The sequence below is a fragment of the Streptomyces sp. NPDC090127 genome (genome assembly GCF_044746945.1).
Taxonomy (GTDB): domain Bacteria; phylum Actinomycetota; class Actinomycetes; order Streptomycetales; family Streptomycetaceae; genus Streptomyces.
The window spans coordinates 38,674-57,113 of record NZ_JBIVDE010000008.1; the positions used below are offsets into that span (position 1 = coordinate 38,674).

At 71.8% G+C, this 18,440-nt stretch carries 18 protein-coding genes; 8 read left to right on the forward strand and 10 right to left on the reverse strand.

All coding sequences use genetic code 11. The annotated features are described in order from the left end of the window. Position 1 precedes the first annotated feature (1 nt). On the reverse strand, positions 2–361 hold the full coding sequence (locus ACIPPS_RS26855) for an NADH-quinone oxidoreductase subunit A (RefSeq protein WP_030494815.1): 360 nt from the start codon (positions 359–361) through the stop codon (positions 2–4). A gap of 679 nt (positions 362–1,040) precedes the next feature. Here ACIPPS_RS26855 and ACIPPS_RS26860 point away from each other — a divergent pair. Next, the gene (locus tag ACIPPS_RS26860) at positions 1,041–1,883 is read left to right on the forward strand and encodes a C40 family peptidase (RefSeq protein ID WP_401436934.1); all 843 of its coding nucleotides are present in this window, start codon (positions 1,041–1,043) and stop codon (positions 1,881–1,883) included. A gap of 161 nt (positions 1,884–2,044) precedes the next feature. Here the strand turns inward: ACIPPS_RS26860 and ACIPPS_RS26865 are convergent, their stop codons facing one another. The 5 genes from ACIPPS_RS26865 to ACIPPS_RS26885 all read right to left on the reverse strand — a co-directional run bounded on the left by ACIPPS_RS26865 (position 2,045) and on the right by ACIPPS_RS26885 (position 7,996). Beyond that, on the reverse strand, positions 2,045–3,331 hold the full coding sequence (locus tag ACIPPS_RS26865; protein ID WP_401436937.1) for a geranylgeranyl reductase family protein: 1,287 nt from the start codon (positions 3,329–3,331) through the stop codon (positions 2,045–2,047). A 104-nt stretch (positions 3,332–3,435) separates the two neighbouring features. Further along, on the reverse strand, positions 3,436–4,128 hold the full coding sequence (locus ACIPPS_RS26870) for a demethylmenaquinone methyltransferase (RefSeq protein ID WP_401436939.1): 693 nt from the start codon (positions 4,126–4,128) through the stop codon (positions 3,436–3,438). A gap of 163 nt (positions 4,129–4,291) precedes the next feature. Beyond that, a complete protein-coding gene (locus tag ACIPPS_RS26875; RefSeq protein ID WP_401436942.1) occupies positions 4,292–4,891 on the reverse strand; it encodes a hypothetical protein in 600 nt (199 codons plus the stop codon). A gap of 7 nt (positions 4,892–4,898) precedes the next feature. Further along, positions 4,899–6,098: a cyclic dehypoxanthinyl futalosine synthase gene (gene mqnC / locus ACIPPS_RS26880; RefSeq protein ID WP_401436945.1), complete on the reverse strand. Its 1,200-nt coding sequence runs from the start codon at positions 6,096–6,098 to the stop codon at positions 4,899–4,901. 68 nt (positions 6,099–6,166) lie between these two features. Beyond that, entirely contained in the window at positions 6,167–7,996 is a 1,830-nt protein-coding gene (locus tag ACIPPS_RS26885; protein ID WP_401436947.1) for a serine/threonine-protein kinase, read from the reverse strand. Between the two features lie 223 nt (positions 7,997–8,219). Here ACIPPS_RS26885 and ACIPPS_RS26890 point away from each other — a divergent pair, with 223 nt between their 5' ends. Next, the gene (locus ACIPPS_RS26890) at positions 8,220–9,296 is read left to right on the forward strand and encodes an alpha/beta hydrolase (RefSeq protein ID WP_401436949.1); all 1,077 of its coding nucleotides are present in this window, start codon (positions 8,220–8,222) and stop codon (positions 9,294–9,296) included. Positions 9,297–9,326: 30 nt separating this feature from the next. Here the strand turns inward: ACIPPS_RS26890 and ACIPPS_RS26895 are convergent, their stop codons facing one another. After that, complete coding sequence (locus ACIPPS_RS26895; protein ID WP_401436951.1) at positions 9,327–10,199, reverse strand: menaquinone biosynthetic enzyme MqnA/MqnD family protein; 873 nt, start codon at positions 10,197–10,199, stop codon at positions 9,327–9,329. 270 nt (positions 10,200–10,469) lie between these two features. Here ACIPPS_RS26895 and ACIPPS_RS26900 point away from each other — a divergent pair, with 270 nt between their 5' ends. The 4 genes from ACIPPS_RS26900 to ACIPPS_RS26915 all read left to right on the forward strand — a co-directional run bounded on the left by ACIPPS_RS26900 (position 10,470) and on the right by ACIPPS_RS26915 (position 14,178). After that, entirely contained in the window at positions 10,470–10,673 is a 204-nt protein-coding gene (locus tag ACIPPS_RS26900; protein WP_003967102.1) for a cold-shock protein, read from the forward strand. Between the two features lie 101 nt (positions 10,674–10,774). Continuing rightward, complete coding sequence (locus ACIPPS_RS26905) at positions 10,775–11,179, forward strand: DUF1992 domain-containing protein (protein WP_401436954.1); 405 nt, start codon at positions 10,775–10,777, stop codon at positions 11,177–11,179. Positions 11,180–11,290: 111 nt separating this feature from the next. After that, positions 11,291–11,806 (forward strand): DinB family protein, encoded by a 516-nt coding sequence (locus ACIPPS_RS26910; RefSeq protein WP_401436956.1) that lies wholly within the window; start codon positions 11,291–11,293, stop codon positions 11,804–11,806. A 1,487-nt stretch (positions 11,807–13,293) separates the two neighbouring features. Next, positions 13,294–14,178, forward strand: coding sequence for an FG-GAP repeat domain-containing protein (locus ACIPPS_RS26915; RefSeq protein WP_401437707.1), 885 nt, complete (start codon positions 13,294–13,296; stop codon positions 14,176–14,178). Positions 14,179–14,303: 125 nt separating this feature from the next. Here ACIPPS_RS26915 and ACIPPS_RS26920 read toward each other — a convergent pair whose 3' ends face one another. Then, a complete protein-coding gene (locus tag ACIPPS_RS26920) occupies positions 14,304–14,696 on the reverse strand; it encodes an SSI family serine proteinase inhibitor (RefSeq protein WP_401436958.1) in 393 nt (130 codons plus the stop codon). A 48-nt stretch (positions 14,697–14,744) separates the two neighbouring features. Between ACIPPS_RS26920 and ACIPPS_RS26925 the strand changes: the two genes are divergently transcribed. Next, on the forward strand, positions 14,745–15,422 hold the full coding sequence (locus tag ACIPPS_RS26925; RefSeq protein WP_401436961.1) for an HAD-IA family hydrolase: 678 nt from the start codon (positions 14,745–14,747) through the stop codon (positions 15,420–15,422). A 48-nt stretch (positions 15,423–15,470) separates the two neighbouring features. Next, positions 15,471–17,468, forward strand: a complete 1,998-nt coding sequence (locus ACIPPS_RS26930; RefSeq protein WP_401436963.1) for a protein kinase — start codon at positions 15,471–15,473, stop codon at positions 17,466–17,468. Here ACIPPS_RS26930 and ACIPPS_RS26935 read toward each other — a convergent pair. Both ACIPPS_RS26935 and ACIPPS_RS26940 read right to left on the reverse strand, forming a co-directional pair. Continuing rightward, positions 17,457–17,873, reverse strand: coding sequence for a Zn-ribbon domain-containing OB-fold protein (locus ACIPPS_RS26935; RefSeq protein ID WP_401436966.1), 417 nt, complete (start codon positions 17,871–17,873; stop codon positions 17,457–17,459). The genes ACIPPS_RS26930 and ACIPPS_RS26935 overlap by 12 nt on opposite strands. Then, positions 17,870–18,322, reverse strand: a complete 453-nt coding sequence (locus ACIPPS_RS26940; RefSeq protein WP_401436968.1) for a DoxX family membrane protein — start codon at positions 18,320–18,322, stop codon at positions 17,870–17,872. The genes ACIPPS_RS26935 and ACIPPS_RS26940 overlap by 4 nt, the downstream gene beginning before the upstream one ends. Positions 18,323–18,440 lie beyond the last annotated feature (118 nt).

Below are 18,440 nucleotides of genomic sequence, written 5' to 3' on the forward strand. Positions count from 1 at the left end.
CTCAGTCCCATTCCAGGCCGCCGCGCCGCCACACATAGGCGTAGGCGACGAAGACGGTGAGCACGAAGAGCAGCATCTCCACGAGCCCGAAAAGCCCCAGGGCGTCGAAGGTGACGGCCCAGGGGTAGAGGAAGACGATCTCGATGTCGAAGACGATGAAGAGCATCGCCGTCAGGTAGTACTTGATGGGGAAGCGGCCGCCTCCGGCGGGAGTGGGCGTCGGCTCGATGCCGCACTCGTACGCCTCAAGTTTTGCCCTGTTGTACCGCTTTGGGCCGATTAGCGTGGCCATGACCACGGAGAAGATCGCAAACCCCGCACCCAGGGCACCGAGCACGAGGATGGGCGCGTACGCATTCACGCTCCTCGCTCCTTCCAGTCGTCCTTGACCGTTGGACCGCACTGCCGGGCCGCAAAGATCGCCCCCATGTGAGGCAGTTCACAAGCCCGACTGCCCCGCATCTTATGCCTGCCCCTCTGTGATCTGCGACACGGGGTGCACCAACGACTTTGTGATCTCCACCACCTGACGAAGGATCATGAAGTCGGATGAGCGGTGATCTTGGTACTCGAAGCGCCCAGGTGATCACCAGTCGTGACATCCGGACCGGAAACCGCTGGTGGGAGAGGTGTCGCACTATCAAGCCGTGGTGACTACAAGCAAATTGGCGATGGACTCGCGCGGGTGATAAAGGACCGGGCCGTCGCCCGGTCGAGGGGTCGGCCGGAGCGAAGTGGACGTGTGCACCGATTCACGAGCCGCACGCCCGCCTGATGGACCCGTGATGTGACCTGCGACACACGGTCGAGGGCCCGGTGAAAACGGGGCTTGGCCAACGGTGTGAAGAGGTGGTAAGCGGCGGTCAATTCGGACGTTTCATTGAAAACCCGTGATCAAGGCCTGGATGGGTCACGCCCGTATTGTCCGTTACGGCGTCAATAAGGCCGCCAGATAAGCGGATTAGGTGGTTCCGAACGTAACTGTGGCGCAACCCACGTTTCTTGATGGGAACCGTGAAGCCCTGATAGCGGTTGTACTCATGTCCCAGACCGCTCACATACCCAGCCACCGGAAGCCCCGCCGTAGCGCCTCCAAGCTCGCGCTCCGCGCCGGAGTCGCCGGTGGCGTCCTCAGCACCATCGCGGTGGCCGGTGCTGCCGGGCCGGCGAATGCCGAGCCGGTGACCGAGACCATCGAGATGCCCACGCTTGGCGCGCTCGACACCGGTCTCGCCAGCGCCGTCTCCGCCTCCGCCGAGGCCTCCCAGCAGGAGGCCCTCGACCTGAGCCTGCAGGCCCAGGAGAAGGCCGCCCTGGAGAAGGCCGCCAAGGACGCCAAGAAGGCCAAGGCCGAGGCGGACCGCAAGGCGGAGGCCGAGAAGGCGGAGAAGGCCGAGAAGGCCCGCGCGGAGGCCCGCGAGCGCGCCTCCCGCACCCAGACGCGCACCACGCTCTCCGCGTCCTCCTCCGACTCCTCTTCCTCCTCGGGCGGCGACTCCTCGTACGACAGCGGCTCCGAGGCCCCCACCGGGTCCGCCGCCGCGATCGTCGCCTTCGCCCGCGCCCAGGTCGGCGACGCCTACGTGTCCGGCGGCACCGGCCCCAACTCGTGGGACTGCTCCGGCCTCGTCCAGGCCGCCTACCGCCAGGCCGGCATCGACCTGCCGCGCGTCTCCAGCTCCCAGTCGTCCATGGGCACGTCCGTCTCGCTGAGCGACCTCCAGCCGGGCGACATCCTGTACTGGGGCAGCCGCAGCGGCTCGTACCACGTGGCGATCTACGTGGGCGGCGGCAACTACGTCGGCGCGCAGAACCCGTCGACCGGTGTCGTCGAGCGCTCCCTGGACTGGGACACCCCCTCCGGCGCCGTCCGGATCCTCTGATCCGCGCCCTCTGACGACGGCGAAGAGCCGTCACTCCTCGGTGGAGTGACGGCTCTTCGCCCGTTCTGCCGTCTTCGCCCTACCTGCCCCGGAAGATCTCCTGGACGTCGACCCGGGCGTCCGCGCCCGGGTACTCCCCCGCGTCGATCTCCGGCGGGCGTTCAGGCCTTCGGGGCCACCTTCGAGAGGCCGTTGATGATGCGGTCCATCGCGTCGCCGCCGGTCGGGTCGGTGAGGTTCGCCAGCATCTTCAGCGTGAACTTCATCAGGACCGGGTGGGTCAGGCCGCGCTGGGTCGCGATCTTCATGATCTTCGGGTTGCCGATGATCTTCACGAAGGCGCGGCCCAGGGTGTAGTACCCGCCGTAGGTGTCCTTGAGGATCTTCGGGTAGTTGTGCAGGGCCAGTTCGCGCTGGGCCGGGGTCGCGCGGGCGTGCGCCTGGACGATGACGTCGGCCGCGATCTGGCCGGACTCCATGGCGTACGCGATGCCCTCGCCGTTGAACGGGTTGACCAGGCCGCCCGCGTCGCCGACGAGCAGCAGGCCCTTGGTGTAGTGCGGCTGGCGGTTGAAGGCCATCGGCAGCGCGGCGCCCCGGATCGGGATCGTCATGTTCTCCGGGGTGAAGCCCCAGTCCTCCGGCATGGAGGCGCACCAGGCCTTGAGGACCTCGCGCCAGTCCAGCTCGCGGAAGGCGGCCGAGGAGTTGAGGATGCCGAGGCCGACGTTGGACGTGCCGTCGCCCATGCCGAAGATCCAGCCGTAGCCGGGCAGCAGACGGTCCTGCGGGCCGCGCCGGTCCCACAGCTCCAGCCAGGACTCCAGGTAGTCGTCGTCGTGGCGGGGGCTGGTGAAGTACGTCCGTACGGCCACGCCCATCGGCCGGTCCTCGCGCCGGTGCAGACCCATCGCGAGCGACAGCCGGGTCGAGTTGCCGTCGGCGGCGACGACGAGCGGCGCGTGGAAGGTGACCTCGCGCTTCTCCTCGCCGAGCTTGGCGGTCACGCCGGTGATGCGGCCGGTGCGCTCGTCGATGACGGGAGCGCCGACGTTGCACCGCTCGTACAGCCGCGCGCCGGCCTTCTGCGCCTGGCGCGCGAGCTGCTCGTCGAAGTCGTCGCGCTTGCGGACGAGTCCGTAGTCGGGGTACGAGGCGAGGTCCGGCCAGTCGAGCTGGAGGCGGACGCCGCCGCCGATGATGCGCAGGCCCTTGTTCCGCAGCCAGCCGGCCTCCTCGGAGATGTCGATCCCCATGGAGACGAGCTGCTTCGTGGCGCGGGGCGTGAGCCCGTCGCCGCAGACCTTCTCCCGGGGGAACGCGGTCTTCTCCAGGAGCAGGACGTCGAGTCCCGCCTTGGCGAGGTAGTACGCGGTCGTCGAACCGGCCGGGCCCGCCCCGACGACGATCACATCTGCGCTGTGCTCGGAGAGGGGCTGCTCGGTCACGGCGGTGTCTCCCGAAGGTCGAGGGCGAGGGGTGGAGGACGAGGTGGAGGGCAGTCGGGTGCAGTCTATTGCGGCGCCGCGGGGCCTCACGGGCCCCGGTCCCGCTACGGCTTGAAGCCCCGGTGCAGGGCGACGATGCCGCCGGAGAGGTTGCGCCAGGCGACCTTCGACCAGCCCGCCTTCCGGAGCAGGCCGGCCAGGGTCGGCTGGTCCGGCCAGGACCGGATGGACTCGGCGAGGTAGACGTACGCGTCCGGGTTGGACGAGACCGCGCGGGCCACCGGCGGGAGGGCGCGCATCAGGTACTCCTCGTACACCGTGCGGAACGGCTTCCAGGTCGCGTGCGAGAACTCGCAGATGACGACGCGGCCGCCGGGCTTGGTCACCCGGTACAGCTCGCGCAGGGCGGCCTCGGTGTCCTGGATGTTGCGCAGCCCGAAGGAGATGGTGACGGCGTCGAACACGTCGTCGCGGAAGGGGAGGTTCATGCCGTCGCCGGCGGTGAACGGCATCCACGGGTGGCGCTGCTTGCCGACCCGGAGCATGCCGAGCGAGAAGTCGCAGGGCACGACGTACGCGCCCGCGCGGGCGAAGGGCTGCGAGGAGGTCGCGGTGCCCGCGGCGAGGTCGAGGACGCGCTGCCCGGGGCGGGCGTCGACGGCCCTGGCGACCTCCTTGCGCCAGCGGCGGTCCTGCCCGAGGGAGAGCACGTCGTTGGTGAGGTCGTAGTTCGCGGCGACGTCGTCGAACATCGAGGCGACTTCGTGCGGCTGCTTGTCCAGGGATGCGCGGGTCACTGGCGTTCGGCCTCGCAGACTCGGGTACGGACGGTACGGAGGTAACGGGACCATTGTCTCAGGGCCTCCCCGGCCCCGACCGGCAGGGCGCGCTCCGACCGGCGCGCGCACCCGGCAGGATCCGGACCCGGCCGCCGCCGACGCGGTCCGGCCGAGACGTCTCTCAGCGGCGCCGGTGGACCAGGCGGCCGTCGATGACGGTCGCCACGCACGTCGAGGCGCCGAGGCGGACGAGGGTGGCGCGGTCGGGGACGTCGAAGACGGCGAAGCGGGCGGGGCCGCCCGGCGCCAGGCGCGGCAGCAGCACGAGCGGCACCGGGGAGAAGGACGGACGCCCCGGCAGTGCCTCCGGCCGTCGGCCGACGGCGAGTCCGGCCCGGCGCACGGCGTCCACGGCGGCGCGCCCGCGCAGTTCACCGGCGACGGCCACCGTCCCGTGCGCCAGCATCCGCTGCACGCCGCGGCGCGCGGAGGCGCCCCGCCGCGCGGGGTCGGCGCGGAAGATCTCCTGCGCGCGCGGTCCGGTGATCGGCTGGGTGCCGAACTCCTCGGCCTCCCGCGGGTCCGGGTGGTAGGCCCCTTCGAGCAGCTCGGGCGCGTACGGGTTGAGCAGCCCGGGCGTGAGGATGCCGGGCCACCGCCGTACCCGTGCCTCGGGACGGACGGCGACCAGGTCGTCGAAGGGGCCGACGGCGGCGAGGTGCGCGCCGTCGACCAGCAGCGCGGTCTCGGGCGACGCCTCGGCGACGTGGATCGTCAGCACCACGGGGTCAGTTCGCGTCCAGGAGCTTCAGCTCCGGGTGCGCGGTGCCGCCCGCGATCGCCGTCGACGAGATGTGCGAGGCGACCCGCTCGTCGACCGGGTCGTTTGCCGGGTCGTCGTGCACGACCAGGTGCTCGTACGTCGTCGCGCGCTGTGCCGGGACGCGGCCCGCCTTGCGGATCAGGTCGATGATCTCCATGCGGTTCGAGCGGTGCTTCGCGCCCGCCGAGGAGACCACGTTCTCCTCCAGCATGATCGAGCCCAGGTCGTCCGCGCCGTAGTGCAGCGACAGCTGGCCGACCTCCTTGCCCGTGGTCAGCCACGAGCCCTGGATGTGGGCCACGTTGTCCATGAAGAGCCGGGCGATCGCGATCATCCGCAGGTACTCGAAGAGCGTCGCCTGCGTACGGCCCTTGAGGTGGTTGTTCTCCGGCTGGTACGTGTACGGGATGAAGGCCCGGAAGCCGCCCGTCCGGTCCTGCACGTCACGGATCATCCGCAGGTGCTCGATGCGCTCGGCGTTCGTCTCGCCGGTGCCCATCAGCATCGTGGACGTCGACTCGACGCCCAGCTTGTGCGCGATCTCCATGATCTCCAGCCACCGCTCGCCGCTCTCCTTGAGCGGGGCGATCGCCTTGCGCGGCCGCGCCGGGAGCAGCTCGGCGCCGGCGCCCGCGAAGGAGTCGAGGCCCGCCTGGTGGATCCGGGTGATCGCCTCCTCGACGGAGACCCCCGAGATCCGGGCCATGTGCTCGACCTCGGACGCGCCGAGGGAGTGGATGACCAGCTGCGGGAAGTCCTTCTTGATGGCCGCGAAGTGCCGCTCGTAGTACTCGACGCCGTAGTCCGGGTGGTGACCGCCCTGGAACATGATCTGCGTGCCGCCGAGCTCCACGGTCTCCGCGCAGCGGCGCAGGATGTCGTCGAGGTCGCGGGTCCAGCCCTTGGCGGTGTCCTTCGGCGGCGCGTAGAAGGCGCAGAACTTGCAGGCCGTGACGCAGACGTTCGTGTAGTTGATGTTGCGCTCGATGATGTACGTCGCGATGTGCTCGGTCCCCGCGTACCGGCGGCGGCGCACCGCGTCGGCGGCCGCGCCGAGCGCGTGCAGCGGCGCGGAGCGGTACAGGTCGAGCGCCTCCTCGGGGGTGATCCGGCCACCCTCGGCGGCGCGGTCGAGCACGGACTGGAGGTCGGCCTTCTCGGTCACCGGGTGTGTCCCTTTCGGAGGGGTCAAAGGGGGTCTTGACGAGCTGAACCAGCCTACGCCAGCGGTTCTCAGGACTTCCGCAGGGTGCCCGTCGGGCGGCCCGCGGCCTCCTCGGCGGAGCGGTAGGCCAGGGTTCCGTCGGCGTCGAGGGTGAGGGTGAAGGACGAGGCGCCGGTGGTGCAGAGGCCGACGGTGCCGGGACGGTCGGGGTCGGTGCGGTCGGCGATGCGGAGCTCGGTGGAGGTGGCGGCGGTGAGCCGGCCGATGCCGTGGCAGCTGACGGTGGTGCCGAGGACGCTGATGGTGTGCGTGGTGCGGACGACGTCCTCTCCGGTCCTGCCCTTGGCGACGACCACGGTGAAGTCGCCGTGCGGGGAGCCGTTGGCCTCCGTGGTGGGCCCGGTCCAGGTGCCGACGAAGGCGGCCGGGACGGCGGCGAAGGGGGCGGTGTTCGTGGGGGGTGTGCTGGGCGCCGGGGTGGGCTCTGTGGGGGTCGGTTCCCTGCTCGGCGTACCGGTCGTGGGTTCCGAGGCGTCCGGGGGGCTCGCGCTCGACGTGCTGCCAGGGGTCTTTCCCGCGTCGGCTCCCCGGTCGCCGCCCGGCAGCAGGTCGTAGAGGAACCCGGCGCCCAGCGTCACGGCGGCGAGCGCCCCCGCGAGGGCCAGCGCGAGCGTGCAGCTCACCCGGCGTCCCGCCAGGGAGAGGGTGGCCCGCCGCTCGGTGGGGGCGGTGGGCGTGGGGCCGCCCGGGACGGGCTGGCCGAGCGGGCCGGGCGGGGGGCCGAAGACGCCGGGATCGGGCAGGAGCTCCGACGCCACGAACGCCGGAGGGCCGAAGACGCCCGACGGCGGACCGGTCATGCCGACCTCCACGGACGGCGCCGTGAAGGGCACCGGGCCGGAGGCGTACGGGTGGGGATAGAGGGGATGGGGCCCGTCCCCGCGAGACCCCTCGCCCGCGTTCCCGTCCGCGCCCCTCTCGGTGTCCGCGTCCGCGTCCAGGTCCGCGTCGAAGTCCAGGAGGCCTACGGCGGTCCGGCTGATCTCCTCCAGGAGGCGGGGTGGCAGCCAGCCGGCCGCCACCAGCGTCGCCGCGCCGGCCGGGGCGAGGGCGGTCGCGACGGCCGTCGGGGTCGGGCGGGCCGAGGGGGACTTCGCGAGGCAGGCCGTCACCAGGTCGAGCAGCTCCCCGGAGAGCCCGCCCAGTTCGGGTTCCTCGTGGACCACCTTGTAGAGCAGGGCCGCCGAGGTGTCGCCGGGGAAGGGCGGGGCGCCGTTGGCCGCGTACGCGAGGACCGCGCCGAGCGAGAAGACGTCGGACGCGCCGGACGCGCCGTGGCCGAGGATCTGCTCGGGCGCCATGTAGCCGGGCGAGCCGATGGAGACCCCGCTCGCGGTGAGCGACGCCGTGCCGTCGGTGGCCCGCGCGATGCCGAAGTCGATGAGGCGGGGGCCCTCCAGGGTGGCCAGCACGTTGGACGGCTTCACGTCCCGGTGGACGAGCCCGAGCCCGTGCACGCCCGCCAGCGCCTCGGCGAGGCCGGCGCCCAGCGCGCGTACCGTGTGCGCGGGCAGCGGGCCGGCCGCCTCCACGGCGTGGGTGAGGTTCGGCCCGGCGACGTACCCGGTGGCGACCCACGGGACGAGCGCGTCGGGGTCGGCGTCCAGGACGGGCGCCGTCCACCGGCCGCCGACCCGGCGCGCGGCCGCGACCTCGCGCCGGAACCGCTCCCGGAACTGCTCGTCCAGGGCGAAGTGCGGGTGCACGATCTTGACGGCGACGGTCCGGCCGCCCTCCGTACGGGCCAGGTAGACGCGCCCCATCCCGCCGGCGCCGAGCCGGCCGAGGATCCGGTACGCGCCGATGGTCCTGGGTTCTCCTGCGTCGAGCGGCTGCATGTCTTCCCCCTTGGTGGCCCGGCGGCCCGGTCTGCTCGGTCGGTGGGCCGGTGTGGGCCGGTGTGCGCCGGTGGGTCGGGCCAGGTCGGTCGGCCCGGCCCGTGGGCCGCGTCACCACGATTCGGAACCGTACCCAGCCAACCGTTCGCCCACCACGCCCCTCCTCCCTTCCGTAGTACCTGTCGTCATCGACCGCCGTGCCCGAAACATCCGGAGTCGCCCCGTGAACCGCCGCCTCCCCAGGCTCCTCGCCACCACCCTCGCCCTCGGCACCGCGGCCGCACTGGTGACCGGCTGCTCGGACGAGGGCGCGCCCCTCAGCTTCGACACCCCCACGAGCGGCACGACGCAGGCGAAGGACCCGGGCAAGGAAGCGGGCAAGGACCCCGGCAAGGAGCCGGGCGAGGACGCGGGTGCGCGTACCGGCGGCGGTCCCGAGACGGTTCTGCCCACCGGCCCGAAGGCGAGCTTCAGGACGGCCAACTCCCTTGAGGACGGCACCAAGATCGGCGTCACCACACTCTCCGGCGCGAAGTCCGGTTTCACGGGCAAGGTGTGGGTGTGGGCACCGAAGCAGTATTTCGACCCGAAGTACGCGAAGAGCGGATTCCCGGTCCTCGTGGCCCTTCCGGGTGGAAACGGATATCCGATGAATTACTGGATGGGCACGGACCTCAAACTCCAGTCGAGCATCAGTACGTGGGCGGAGGAGGGAAAGAGCCTTCCGTTCATTGTGGTGATGCCTGTCCTCAACCCGGACGACACGTACTACTACGACGGCAGCGATATCCCGGGTCAGCCGAGAATGGGCACCTGGCTGACGGAGGACGTACCCGATTTCGTCCGGGCGAATTTCCGTACCTTCGCGTCCCGTGACGGCTGGGCATTCATGGGCTCGTCCTCGGGCGGCTTCGCCGGACTCAAGGCCGTGCTCCAACGCCCGGACCGGTTCAAGGCCGTGATCGCGTCGGGCCCCGACACCGTGCCCGACTCGCCGCTGTGGGCGGGGCACGAGACGGAGCGGCAGGCGAACAATCCGGAGAAGCTCGCCCGCGTCCTGGGCACGAAGCCGGACACCGAGAAGAACCGGGTCTACCTCGCGTTCCAGATCGGAACGGAGGAGTCCGGCATGGATCGCCTGAAGGCCTTCATGAAGAACTACACGAAGGGCCCGGTGAAGACCCGCCTCCAGGTCATCGAGGGCGGCGGGCACAACGCGAAGGGGTACGTGCGGGGGATGGGGGACGGCTCGATCGCGTGGATCAGCCGCCGGCTCCAGGGCCCGGTCCCGAGCCCCTGAGCCCGGGCCCCGCCTCTCGCGAGGAACGCGTCAGCGCCGGTGGGCGCCGAGGAGCTCCACCCGTACGTCCGCCGGGAAGCCGGTCGTCGGACCGGTCCTGCGGGCGAACTCACGTACCCCCGCCAGCTGCTCCGGGCCGAACCGGAAGTCCAGCGTCCGGAAGTACCGCTCCAGCAGCTCGGCGTCGAAGGACTCCCAGCGCGCCGCCTGCTCCGCGACCTTGGTGACCTCCACCAGCGACAGGTCCCGGGAGGCCAGGAAGGCCTCGTGGACCTCGCGGACGGTCTCCGGCTCCCGTGCCAGGAAGTCCTTGCGCGCCGCCCACACCGCGAAGACGAACGGCAGCCCCGTCCACTCCTTCCACATCAGCCCCAGGTCATGGACCTGGAGCCCGAGGCGCGGGGCGTCGTGCAGGGAGGCCCGCAGTGCGGCGTCGCCGATGAGGACGGCGGCGTCGGCCTCCTGCATCATCAGCCCGAGATCCGGCGGGCACGTGTAGTAGTCGGGCCGTACGCCGTACTGCTCGGCGAGGAGCAGCTGGGCGAGTCGCACGGACGTACGGGAGGTCGAGCCGAGGGCCACCCGCGCCCCGTCGAGCCGGTCCAGCGGCCGCTGGGAGACGATCACACAGGACATCACCGGGCCGTCGCAGCCCACGGCGATGTCCGGCAGGGCGACTAGATCGTCCGCGTTGCGGAGGTACTCGACGAGGGTGATCGGCCCGATGTCGAGGCCGCCTGCCACGAGCCGCTCGCTGAGCTTCTCCGGGGTGTCCTTGGTCAGCTCCAGGTCGAGGAGCGTTCCCGTGCGGGCCAGACCCCAGTAGAGGGGCAGACAGTTCAGGAACTGGATGTGTCCGACGCGGGGCCGGCTGCGCTGGTGGTCATCGGTTGCATTGTCCACATCGCGAGGCTAGACCCGTCTCGTACGGTGGACATCGCCGGGGCGCGCGTGGCGCTCACGTCAGCGCGTCAGAAGGCCGTCAAACGTGTGGGTGACGTGATCTTTCCCTCTAGTGCGTCGCACACCCTGCGTGCTACGCTCCTCGCAAGTTGCAGTTTGGTTTCCCTTGCAGTACAGAGCCTGCGGAGCATGTGACCCGCAGGCTTTTGTAGTTTTCAGACTTGTTTGCAGGTTCTGGAGCAGGGCAACCCTTTGGCCCAAGGAGGGCTTATGGCTACCGGAACCGTCAAGTGGTTCAACGCTGAAAAGGGCTTCGGCTTCATCGCCCAGGACGGCGGCGGCCCGGATGTCTTCGTCCACTACTCCGCGATCAACGCGTCCGGGTTCCGCTCCCTCGAGGAGAACCAGGTCGTGAACTTCGACGTCACGCAGGGTCCGAAGGGCCCGCAGGCGGAGAACGTCACCCCGGCCTAAGTTGCCCGGGTCGGCGATCGCGCACGGCTAGAGAAGTACCCAAGGAGCCCCGCTCCGTGCCTTCGGGCACGAGCGGGGCTCCTGCCTTTTAGGCTGGACGTATGACCGAACGGAAACCACCCGGCGTCAGCTTCGAGTCATTCGTGGACAAGCAGATCCGCGAAGCCGCGGAACGCGGCGAGTTCAGGGAGCTGGCGGGCTTCGGCAGACCGCTGGACGACGACACCGCGCCGTACGACGAGCTGTGGTGGATCAAGCAGAAGATGCACCGCGAGGGCGCGTCGGTCCTCCCGCCCGCGCTGGCGCTCCGCAAGGATGCCGAGGACGCCAGGGAGGCGGTCGACCGGGCCGTGCCGGAGGCCCAGGTGCGCCGGATCCTCGGCGAGATCAACACCAGGATCGCGGAGGCGCTGCGCCGCCCGCCCGCGGGCCCGCCGCTGAACCTGACGCCGTTCGACGTGGAGACGGTGCTGGCGGAGTGGCGGAAGTCGCGGAGGCCGCGGTAGTCGCGGGGCCGCGGTAGTCGCGGAGGCGGCGGTAGTCGCGGAGGCGGCGGTAGTCGCGGAGGCGGCGGTAGTCGCGCTCCGACCGGGACGGCAAGCGAGGAGTTGGGTGACATGAGGAGCGCCGACCTGCTGGCGGACGCGTTCGGCCGCGTCCAGGAGGCCGTGCACCAGGCCGTCGAGGGGCTGTCGGAGGAGGAGCTGACGGCCAGGGTCGACGAGGAGGCGAACTCGATCGCCTGGCTGGTCTGGCACCTCACCCGGGTCCAGGACGACCATCTCGCGGGCGTGTTCGGCACCGAGCAGGTCTGGACGGCCGACGGCTGGAAGGACCGCTTCGACCTCCCGTTCGCCGCGAAGGCCACCGGATTCGGCCACTCCAGCAAGCAGGTCGCCGCCGTCCGGGCCTCGCCGGAGCTGCTGCTCGGCTACTACGACGCCGTGCACGCACGGACCCTGGAACAGATCGGCGACCTGACCGACACGGACCTCGACCAGGTCGTGGACGAGGCCTGGGACCCGCCGGTCACCCTCGGCGTCCGCCTGCTGAGCGTCGTCGCCGAGGACAACCAGCACGCGGGCCAGGCGGCGTTCGTCCGGGGCGTGGTGGAGCGGCGCGAGGAAGCGTGACCGGGCCGCCCGGCAGGGGCGACCGGCGCGTGTGATCGCCGCCGGACAGACGTACAACCCTTCAGCCGTCCCAGGAGTCCCACCCCCAACGGCGAATCACCGCCGCCACCAGCACCTTTGGGGGAGGGACCCCTTTGATCCACGTTCGTACGCCCCGGCGACGTCTCGCCGCTGCGGTCACGGCCGTCCTCGCCGTCACGGCGGCCGGTCTGGCCACCCCGGCGGTGGCCACGACGCCCCGGCCCGGCACCGGAACGACGGCGTCCGCCGCGGCCACGCAGGACGCCTTCTCCCTGCCGGCCGGCTCACGCCTGTCCAGCGCCGGCACGTCGGGGCTCCTGACCAGCCTGTACGCCCCGAACGGGACCGTCGAGTACCGCTGGTCGCGGTACGCGGACGGCGTCACGACCCTGCTGCCGCCAGGGCCGTACATCGGCGGGCATCAGACGGACCTCGCCGTGAAGTCGGCCGGCAGCGTCCACACGCTCCACGACCTCGCCTCCGGCGCCGCCCCCGTGGCGATCGACACCACCGCTCTCGGCCCGAACGCGCAGCTCTGGCGGCTGGTTGGCGCCACTCTCGTCATGACGAAGCCCTCCGGCGCCGGCGGTACCGAGGTCCACCTCGTCAGCAAGCCGGCGGACACCGTCCTCGACCGGAAGGTGACCGGGCTGCCCGAGAACGCCTCGTTCCACCGCTTCGACATGTCCTCCCCCGACACCCTGATCCTCAGGTACACCACGGTCGGCGCGCCCGGACAGCACCTGGCCCTGGTGGACGTGGCCACCGGCACGGTCGTCGAGGACCGGCGCCTTCCCGACGCCCGCGCCGAGGGCGACAGCAGCACGTCCGCCACGCACGTGGCCTGGACCGAGGTCGCCGATCCCCGGCGGGTGACCTTGGCGGTGGCCCGGCGCGGCGACACCTCGGCCGAGCCCGAGCGCGTCCTCCTGGGGTCCGGCGCCGTCCTCGCCGAGCTGCTCGGCGACTGGGTGACGTACGGAGTGGACGAGACCGGGCAGTACCACCCCAACCCTCTCTACGGGCTGACGGCCCGCTCGCTGACGACCGGGAAGACCGTCAAGCTCCTGGACAGCGTGCAGAGCATCGCCCCCGCCGCCGGCGGCCGGCTGCTCGTGCGAGGCGGCACGGTCGAGCACGGCAGGGGCTTCTACCGGATCTCGCTCGGCTCGGACGGCACCCCCGTCGCCACGCTCGTGGCGAGCACCGGCGAACCCCTCGCGATCACCGCCGAGGCATACAAGCTGCCGTCCGGCGAAGTCGACCTCGGTAGCGGTGACGTGGACCTCCACTGGCTCCTCGATCGGGGCAACACCGAACTGCAGCTCCAGCTGACCCACACCGCGTCCGGCAAGCGGTGGACCTCCGAGCCCGCGTGGGGCACCCGGCCCGGCCTGAGCGGCGCCCGCTGGACCGGCCTGTTCGACGACTACACCGCCGCGTACAACGGCGACTACACCTGGCGCATGACGGTGAAGCCCAGCGACGGCATCGGGCCGACCGTGGAGCAGACCGGCACACTCACGGTCGCCAACAAGCCCGCCCCGCACGACTTCTCCGACAGCGGCTCCCCGGACCTGCTCGTCAAGGACGAATCGGGCCGGCTGGTCGGCTACGACGCCCGCCAGACGCTCTACCACACCGGGAAGTGGGGCTTCCCGAGCAAGCGCGAGCGGGTCGATCACGGCACGGGGTGGAACACCTACGACCGCTTCACCGCCCCCGGCGACATCGGCGGCTCGGTCCACGCCGACGTGCTCGGCCGGGACCGTACCGGCGTCCTGTGGCTCCACGCCGGTACCGGCAAGGGGTTCGCCCCGCGCACGAAGATCGGCGCCGGCTGGCAGATCTACGACAAGCTCACCGGCGGCAGCGACCTGACCGGCGACAACCGCCCCGACCTCGTCGCCACCGACAAGGCCGGGGACTTGTACCTGTACAAGGGCACGGGGAACGCGGCCGCGCCCTTCGCGCCGCGCAAGAAGATCGGCTGGGGCTGGGGCGTCTACAACCAGCTCACGGCCACCGGCGACATCGCCGGAGCCCCCGCCGGCGACCTCGTCGCCCGTGACAAGGGCGGTGTCCTCTGGCTCTACCTCGGCAAGGGCGACGGCACGTTCGCCGCCCGTACGAGGATCGGGGCCGGCTGGGACCGGTACACCGACATCGTCGGAGTGGGTGACACCAACCGGGACGGCCGTCCCGACCTGGTCGTCCAGGGCGTCATGGGCGGCACGTACGAGACCCTCGCCCACTACGAGGGCACCGGCGACTGGCGCGCGCCCTTCGGCTCGCGGCAGGGGGTCTCCAACCCGGACCCGCTCGGAACGGGCGACGTGACCCTGTTCTGACGGGCGACGTGACCCCGTTCCGACGAGGGCGAGCGGTCCTGCGGCGGCGTGGGGCGGATGCGGGCCGGGGCCCGGGTCCGCCCCTTGCTCAGAGGGCGAAGGCCGTGCCGGTGTCCGCCCCTTGCTCAGAAGGCGAAGACCGTGCCGGTCCCCGCGGTCAGCTCGCAGCTGTTGCCGAAGGTCTTCTTCCAGCTCACCGGGGTCTCGTCGAAGGTGCCCACCGCCGTCGCCGTGACCGGTTCGTAGACCAGCGCGCAGGCGCGGTCCGGGTTGCCCGTGAGCTTGTCGAACTCACCGTTGGCGAGGTCGAGGTCCTCGCAGGCCGTCTCGGCCGCGGGGTGGTTGCCGTCGGTCGGGCGACAGGCGAGCCAGACCTCCGTCACGTCGCCGGTCGCCTCCGAGGTGACCGTCAGGACGAAGCGGGTGGCCGGGTTCGGGGCGGCGGCGTCGGCCGTGCCGACGAGGGCGAGGCCCGCGAGGGTGGTCGTGGCCAGCGTGAACGCGAGGGTGCTCTTCATGACCCGGGCAACGAGGGATGGCGACCCGGGTCACTAGGCTCCATCCTCATGCACCGGAAGTTCATCCTCTTCGACGTGGACGGCACCCTGATGGACGCCGTCGCCAACCAGCGCCGTGTCTGGCACGCGTGGGCGGCCCGGCACGGGCTCGACGGGGACGAGGTGTACGCGGTCGCCCTGCGCACCCGCCCCGTCGAGACCTTCGCCGCCGTCGCACCCGGACTCGACCCGGAGGCGGGGCTCGCGCTGCTGCACGCGCTGGAGGACGAGGACGTACGCACCGGGGAGTACGCCGCCTTCGCGGGCGCAGCCGAGCTGCTCGCCGCGCTCCCGGCCGGCTCCTGGGCGCTCGTCACCTCCAACTACGCCCACCGGGTCCGGGGCCGTTTCGAGCGCACCGGGCTTCCGCTGCCCGGGCTGATCGTCGACGCCGCGTCCGTCAGCGAGGGCAAGCCCTCCCCCGTCCCGTACCTCCTGGCCGCCGAGCGGTTGGGCGCCTCCCCTGCCGACTGCCTGGTCGTCGAGGACGCGCCGTCGGGCATCCGCTCCGGGCTCGCCGCGGGCATGACGGTGTGGACGGTGAACAGCCCCACGCCGCCGGACGGAACCCACCGGCACTTCCCTGAACTGTCCGCGGCCGTCCCCGAGATCCTGGGGTTCGCGGGCGCCGAGCCCGGCATGATCTACACGACACCCCCGAGGGCAACTGTCCCTACGAGTCTGTGACTTGAGGGGCGCTGCGGACCGCAGGATAGCCTGGCTATCCTGTGCCTCATGCAGGGGGAACCGGAAAACAGCGCGCAGTTGAACGGAAGCGGAGCCCTACCGCTTCAGTCGGGGGATCCGCGGCGGATCGGGGCGTTCAAGCTCCTCGGCGTCCTCGGCTCCGGGGGTATGGGGCGGGTCTATCTCGGGGCGGTGCCGGGGAAGTTCGCGGCGGTCAAGCGGGTGCTTCCGGTGCTCGCCGAGGACACGGACTTCCTGAACCACTTCGGGCACGAGCTCGACAACCTGGCCCGGCTGCCCGGCGGGGCCAGCGTGCGGCTGCTCGCGAGCGACCGCACCGCGAAGCCGCCGTGGTTCGCGACCGAGTACATCCCGGGGATCACCCTCGACGAGGCGCTCGCGCTGCACGGCGGTCCGCTGCCCACCGCGTCCCTGTGGCGGCTGCTGCGGGAGGCGGCGGCCGGGCTGCGGGCGGTGCACGCCGCCGACATGGTCCACCGGGACCTCAAGCCGTCCAACGTGATGCTCACGGCCGACGGCCTGTCGCTCATCGACTTCGGGGTGGCGCGCGCGGCCGACCAGAGCCGGCTGACCAGGACGGGCATGGTCATCGGGACGCCCGCGTACATGGCGCCGGAACAGGCGGTCGCCGAGCCGCGGTTGACCGGGCAGGCGGACGTCTTCGCGCTGGGCAGCCTGCTGCTGTACGCGGCGACCGGCCGGCCTCCCTTCGGCGACGGTTCCGGGCCCGGTCTGCTCTACCGGATCGTCCACGGCGAGCCCGACTTCGGGCGGCTCACGGAGTCCGCCCCCGCTCTGGCCCATCTCGTACGGTCCTGCCTCGCCAAGGATCCCGCCGACCGGCCGACCGCCGCCGAGGTCATCGACCTCGCCGACGACTACGCGGACGGCACCCCGTGGCCGGCGGCCGTCATGGCGCGGGTCGAGGAGCGGTCCGCGTTCGCCGCGACGGCGCCCACGGCCGAGCAGCTCGCGGAACTCCCGGGCGAGGACGAGACCGTCGCCCCCGATTCGGTCGAGGACATCGGGACGGTGGCGCTCGTCCAGCGCGGCCCGCAGGAACCCCCGACGGCCGGCCCCGACCCGGCCGCGGCCACCGGGCCGGGCGCGAAGGCGCCACGGCAGGGCCGGCGCAACCGGTTCGTCATGCTCGTCGTGCCCGTCGTCGTGGCCACCGGCACCACCCTGACCGTCGCGCTCGGCCCGTACGAGATAGGCCGGCAGGGCGCGGGCCCCGACTCCTCGGCGGCGCGACCGTCCGCCTCCGCCTCGCAGCCGGCGCCCGGCACGTCCATACCGACGACCGCCAGCCCGTCCTCCTCCGTCTCGCCCTCGTCCGCGGGGCCGTCCGCGCCGGGATCGCCCTCGGGGCAGCCGTCCGGGGCCGGCCCGGCCGGTGCCGGAGCGGCGGACGGCGGTGCGGACGGCGGCGGGGTCGGTGGTGCTGCGGGTGGCGGCGCGGTCGGGGGCGGTGCGGCGGCGGGCGGCACCGGCTCCGGTCCCGGCGGTGGGGGCGGTGGGGACGCCGCGTCCGGGGGCGGCGGAGGCTCCACGCCGACCACCCCGCGGACCACGCGCCCGGCACCGCCGCCCTCCGGCGGCGGCTCGACGCCCTCGGGGACGTACTCCCTGGAGAGCGTGTCGAGCGGCCAGTGCGTGGGCGAGTACAACCCCGGCTACGGCGACTTCGCCAACACGCACACGTGTGGCGCGCACGACGGCGCGGGCAACCCGATCCACTTCGCGTGGACCTACGCGCCGGGATCCGGCGGCACCTTCCGGCTGATCAACAGGAAGACCGGTCACTGCCTCCAGGCGGGCGGGAACCCCGGCGGCGTCGGCGTCGCCGCCTGCAACGGCTCCAGCGACCAGGCGTGGAAGATCCGCGACACCACGTCCTCCGGCCGGACGATCATGAACGTGCGCAACGGGGAGTGCATGACCGTGGGCCCGCCGTTCCTGACCACGTACGCCTGCGACTCCGGCGACCGCGGCCAGCTCTGGCGGAACATCTCAGCCCTCTGACACAGGCCCGAAGACGGGGACGGTCGCCGCTCCGGCCCCGTCCCCCTCCGTGCGGAAGGTGACCTCCAGCTCCATCCCGATCCGGAGGTCCCCCTCCGCCACCCCCACCACCTCGGTCATCATCCGGGGCCCCTCGGCGAGGTCGACCACCGCCGCCACGTACGGCACGCGGTCGCCGAACGGCGGGAGGTCGTTGCGGTGGACGACCGACCAGGTGTAGAGCGTGGCCCGGCCGCTCGCGGGCTCCCAGGTCACGTCCTCGCTCCAGCAGTGCGGGCAGAACTCGCGCGGGTAGTGGTGCGCCCGCGCGCAGGCCGCGCAGCGCCGCAGGAGCAGGCGGCCTTCGCCCGCCGCCTCCCAGTAGGGGCGGGTGAAGGCGTCGACGTCGGGGGCGGCGGCCGTCATCCGAAGAGGCCGATCGCGTGGTCGAGGGACCAGGTCTGCCAGGACATCGCGAAGAGGGCGACGAGCGAGATCAGCGCCATCATCGCGTTCTGCCCCTGCTCGGCCCAGTCGTGGATCATCAGGACGAGGTAGAGGAGGTTCAGGAGCAGCCCGCCGACCAGGGCGACCGGGGTCAGGAGACCGAGGATCAGGCCGAGGCCCAGGGCGAGTTCGGCGTAGACGACGACGTACGCCATCAGCTTGGGGCGCGGGGCGACGACCGCGTCGAAGCCGCGCTTCACGAACGGCCACCGGTGCCTGCCGGCGACGTCCGCCGCCCACGCGATGCCGGTGCCGCGCTCGAACCAGCCCTTCTTGTCCTTGTGGCGCCAGCTCTCCAGCCACCACAGGCCGAGGCCGATGCGGAGGACGGCGAGCCATTCGGCGCCGGTCAGCCAGACGGTCTGCATCGGCGATACCTGCCCCTCCCGGAGATACGATCTGACGGTACGTCAGTTTACTGCGCCAGTTCAGCGGATTCCGCGCCGCCTGCGCAAGACCCCCGCAGGCCCCCACGCATCCCACCCA

Coding starts and splice junctions, on each gene's coding strand:
- ACIPPS_RS26925 (WP_401436961.1), top strand. CDS start 14,745: ATGCACCGGAAGTTCATCCTCTTCGACGTGGACGGCACCCTGATGGAC.
- ACIPPS_RS26930 (WP_401436963.1), top strand. CDS start 15,471: ATGCAGGGGGAACCGGAAAACAGCGCGCAGTTGAACGGAAGCGGAGCC.
- ACIPPS_RS26915 (WP_401437707.1), top strand. CDS start 13,294: ATGACGGTGAAGCCCAGCGACGGCATCGGGCCGACCGTGGAGCAGACC.
- ACIPPS_RS26905 (WP_401436954.1), top strand. CDS start 10,775: ATGACCGAACGGAAACCACCCGGCGTCAGCTTCGAGTCATTCGTGGAC.
- ACIPPS_RS26920 (WP_401436958.1), bottom strand. CDS start 14,696: ATGAAGAGCACCCTCGCGTTCACGCTGGCCACGACCACCCTCGCGGGC.
- ACIPPS_RS26935 (WP_401436966.1), bottom strand. CDS start 17,873: ATGACGGCCGCCGCCCCCGACGTCGACGCCTTCACCCGCCCCTACTGG.
- ACIPPS_RS26900 (WP_003967102.1), top strand. CDS start 10,470: ATGGCTACCGGAACCGTCAAGTGGTTCAACGCTGAAAAGGGCTTCGGC.
- ACIPPS_RS26910 (WP_401436956.1), top strand. CDS start 11,291: ATGAGGAGCGCCGACCTGCTGGCGGACGCGTTCGGCCGCGTCCAGGAG.
- ACIPPS_RS26885 (WP_401436947.1), bottom strand. CDS start 7,996: ATGCAGCCGCTCGACGCAGGAGAACCCAGGACCATCGGCGCGTACCGG.
- ACIPPS_RS26940 (WP_401436968.1), bottom strand. CDS start 18,322: ATGCAGACCGTCTGGCTGACCGGCGCCGAATGGCTCGCCGTCCTCCGC.
- ACIPPS_RS26860 (WP_401436934.1), top strand. CDS start 1,041: ATGTCCCAGACCGCTCACATACCCAGCCACCGGAAGCCCCGCCGTAGC.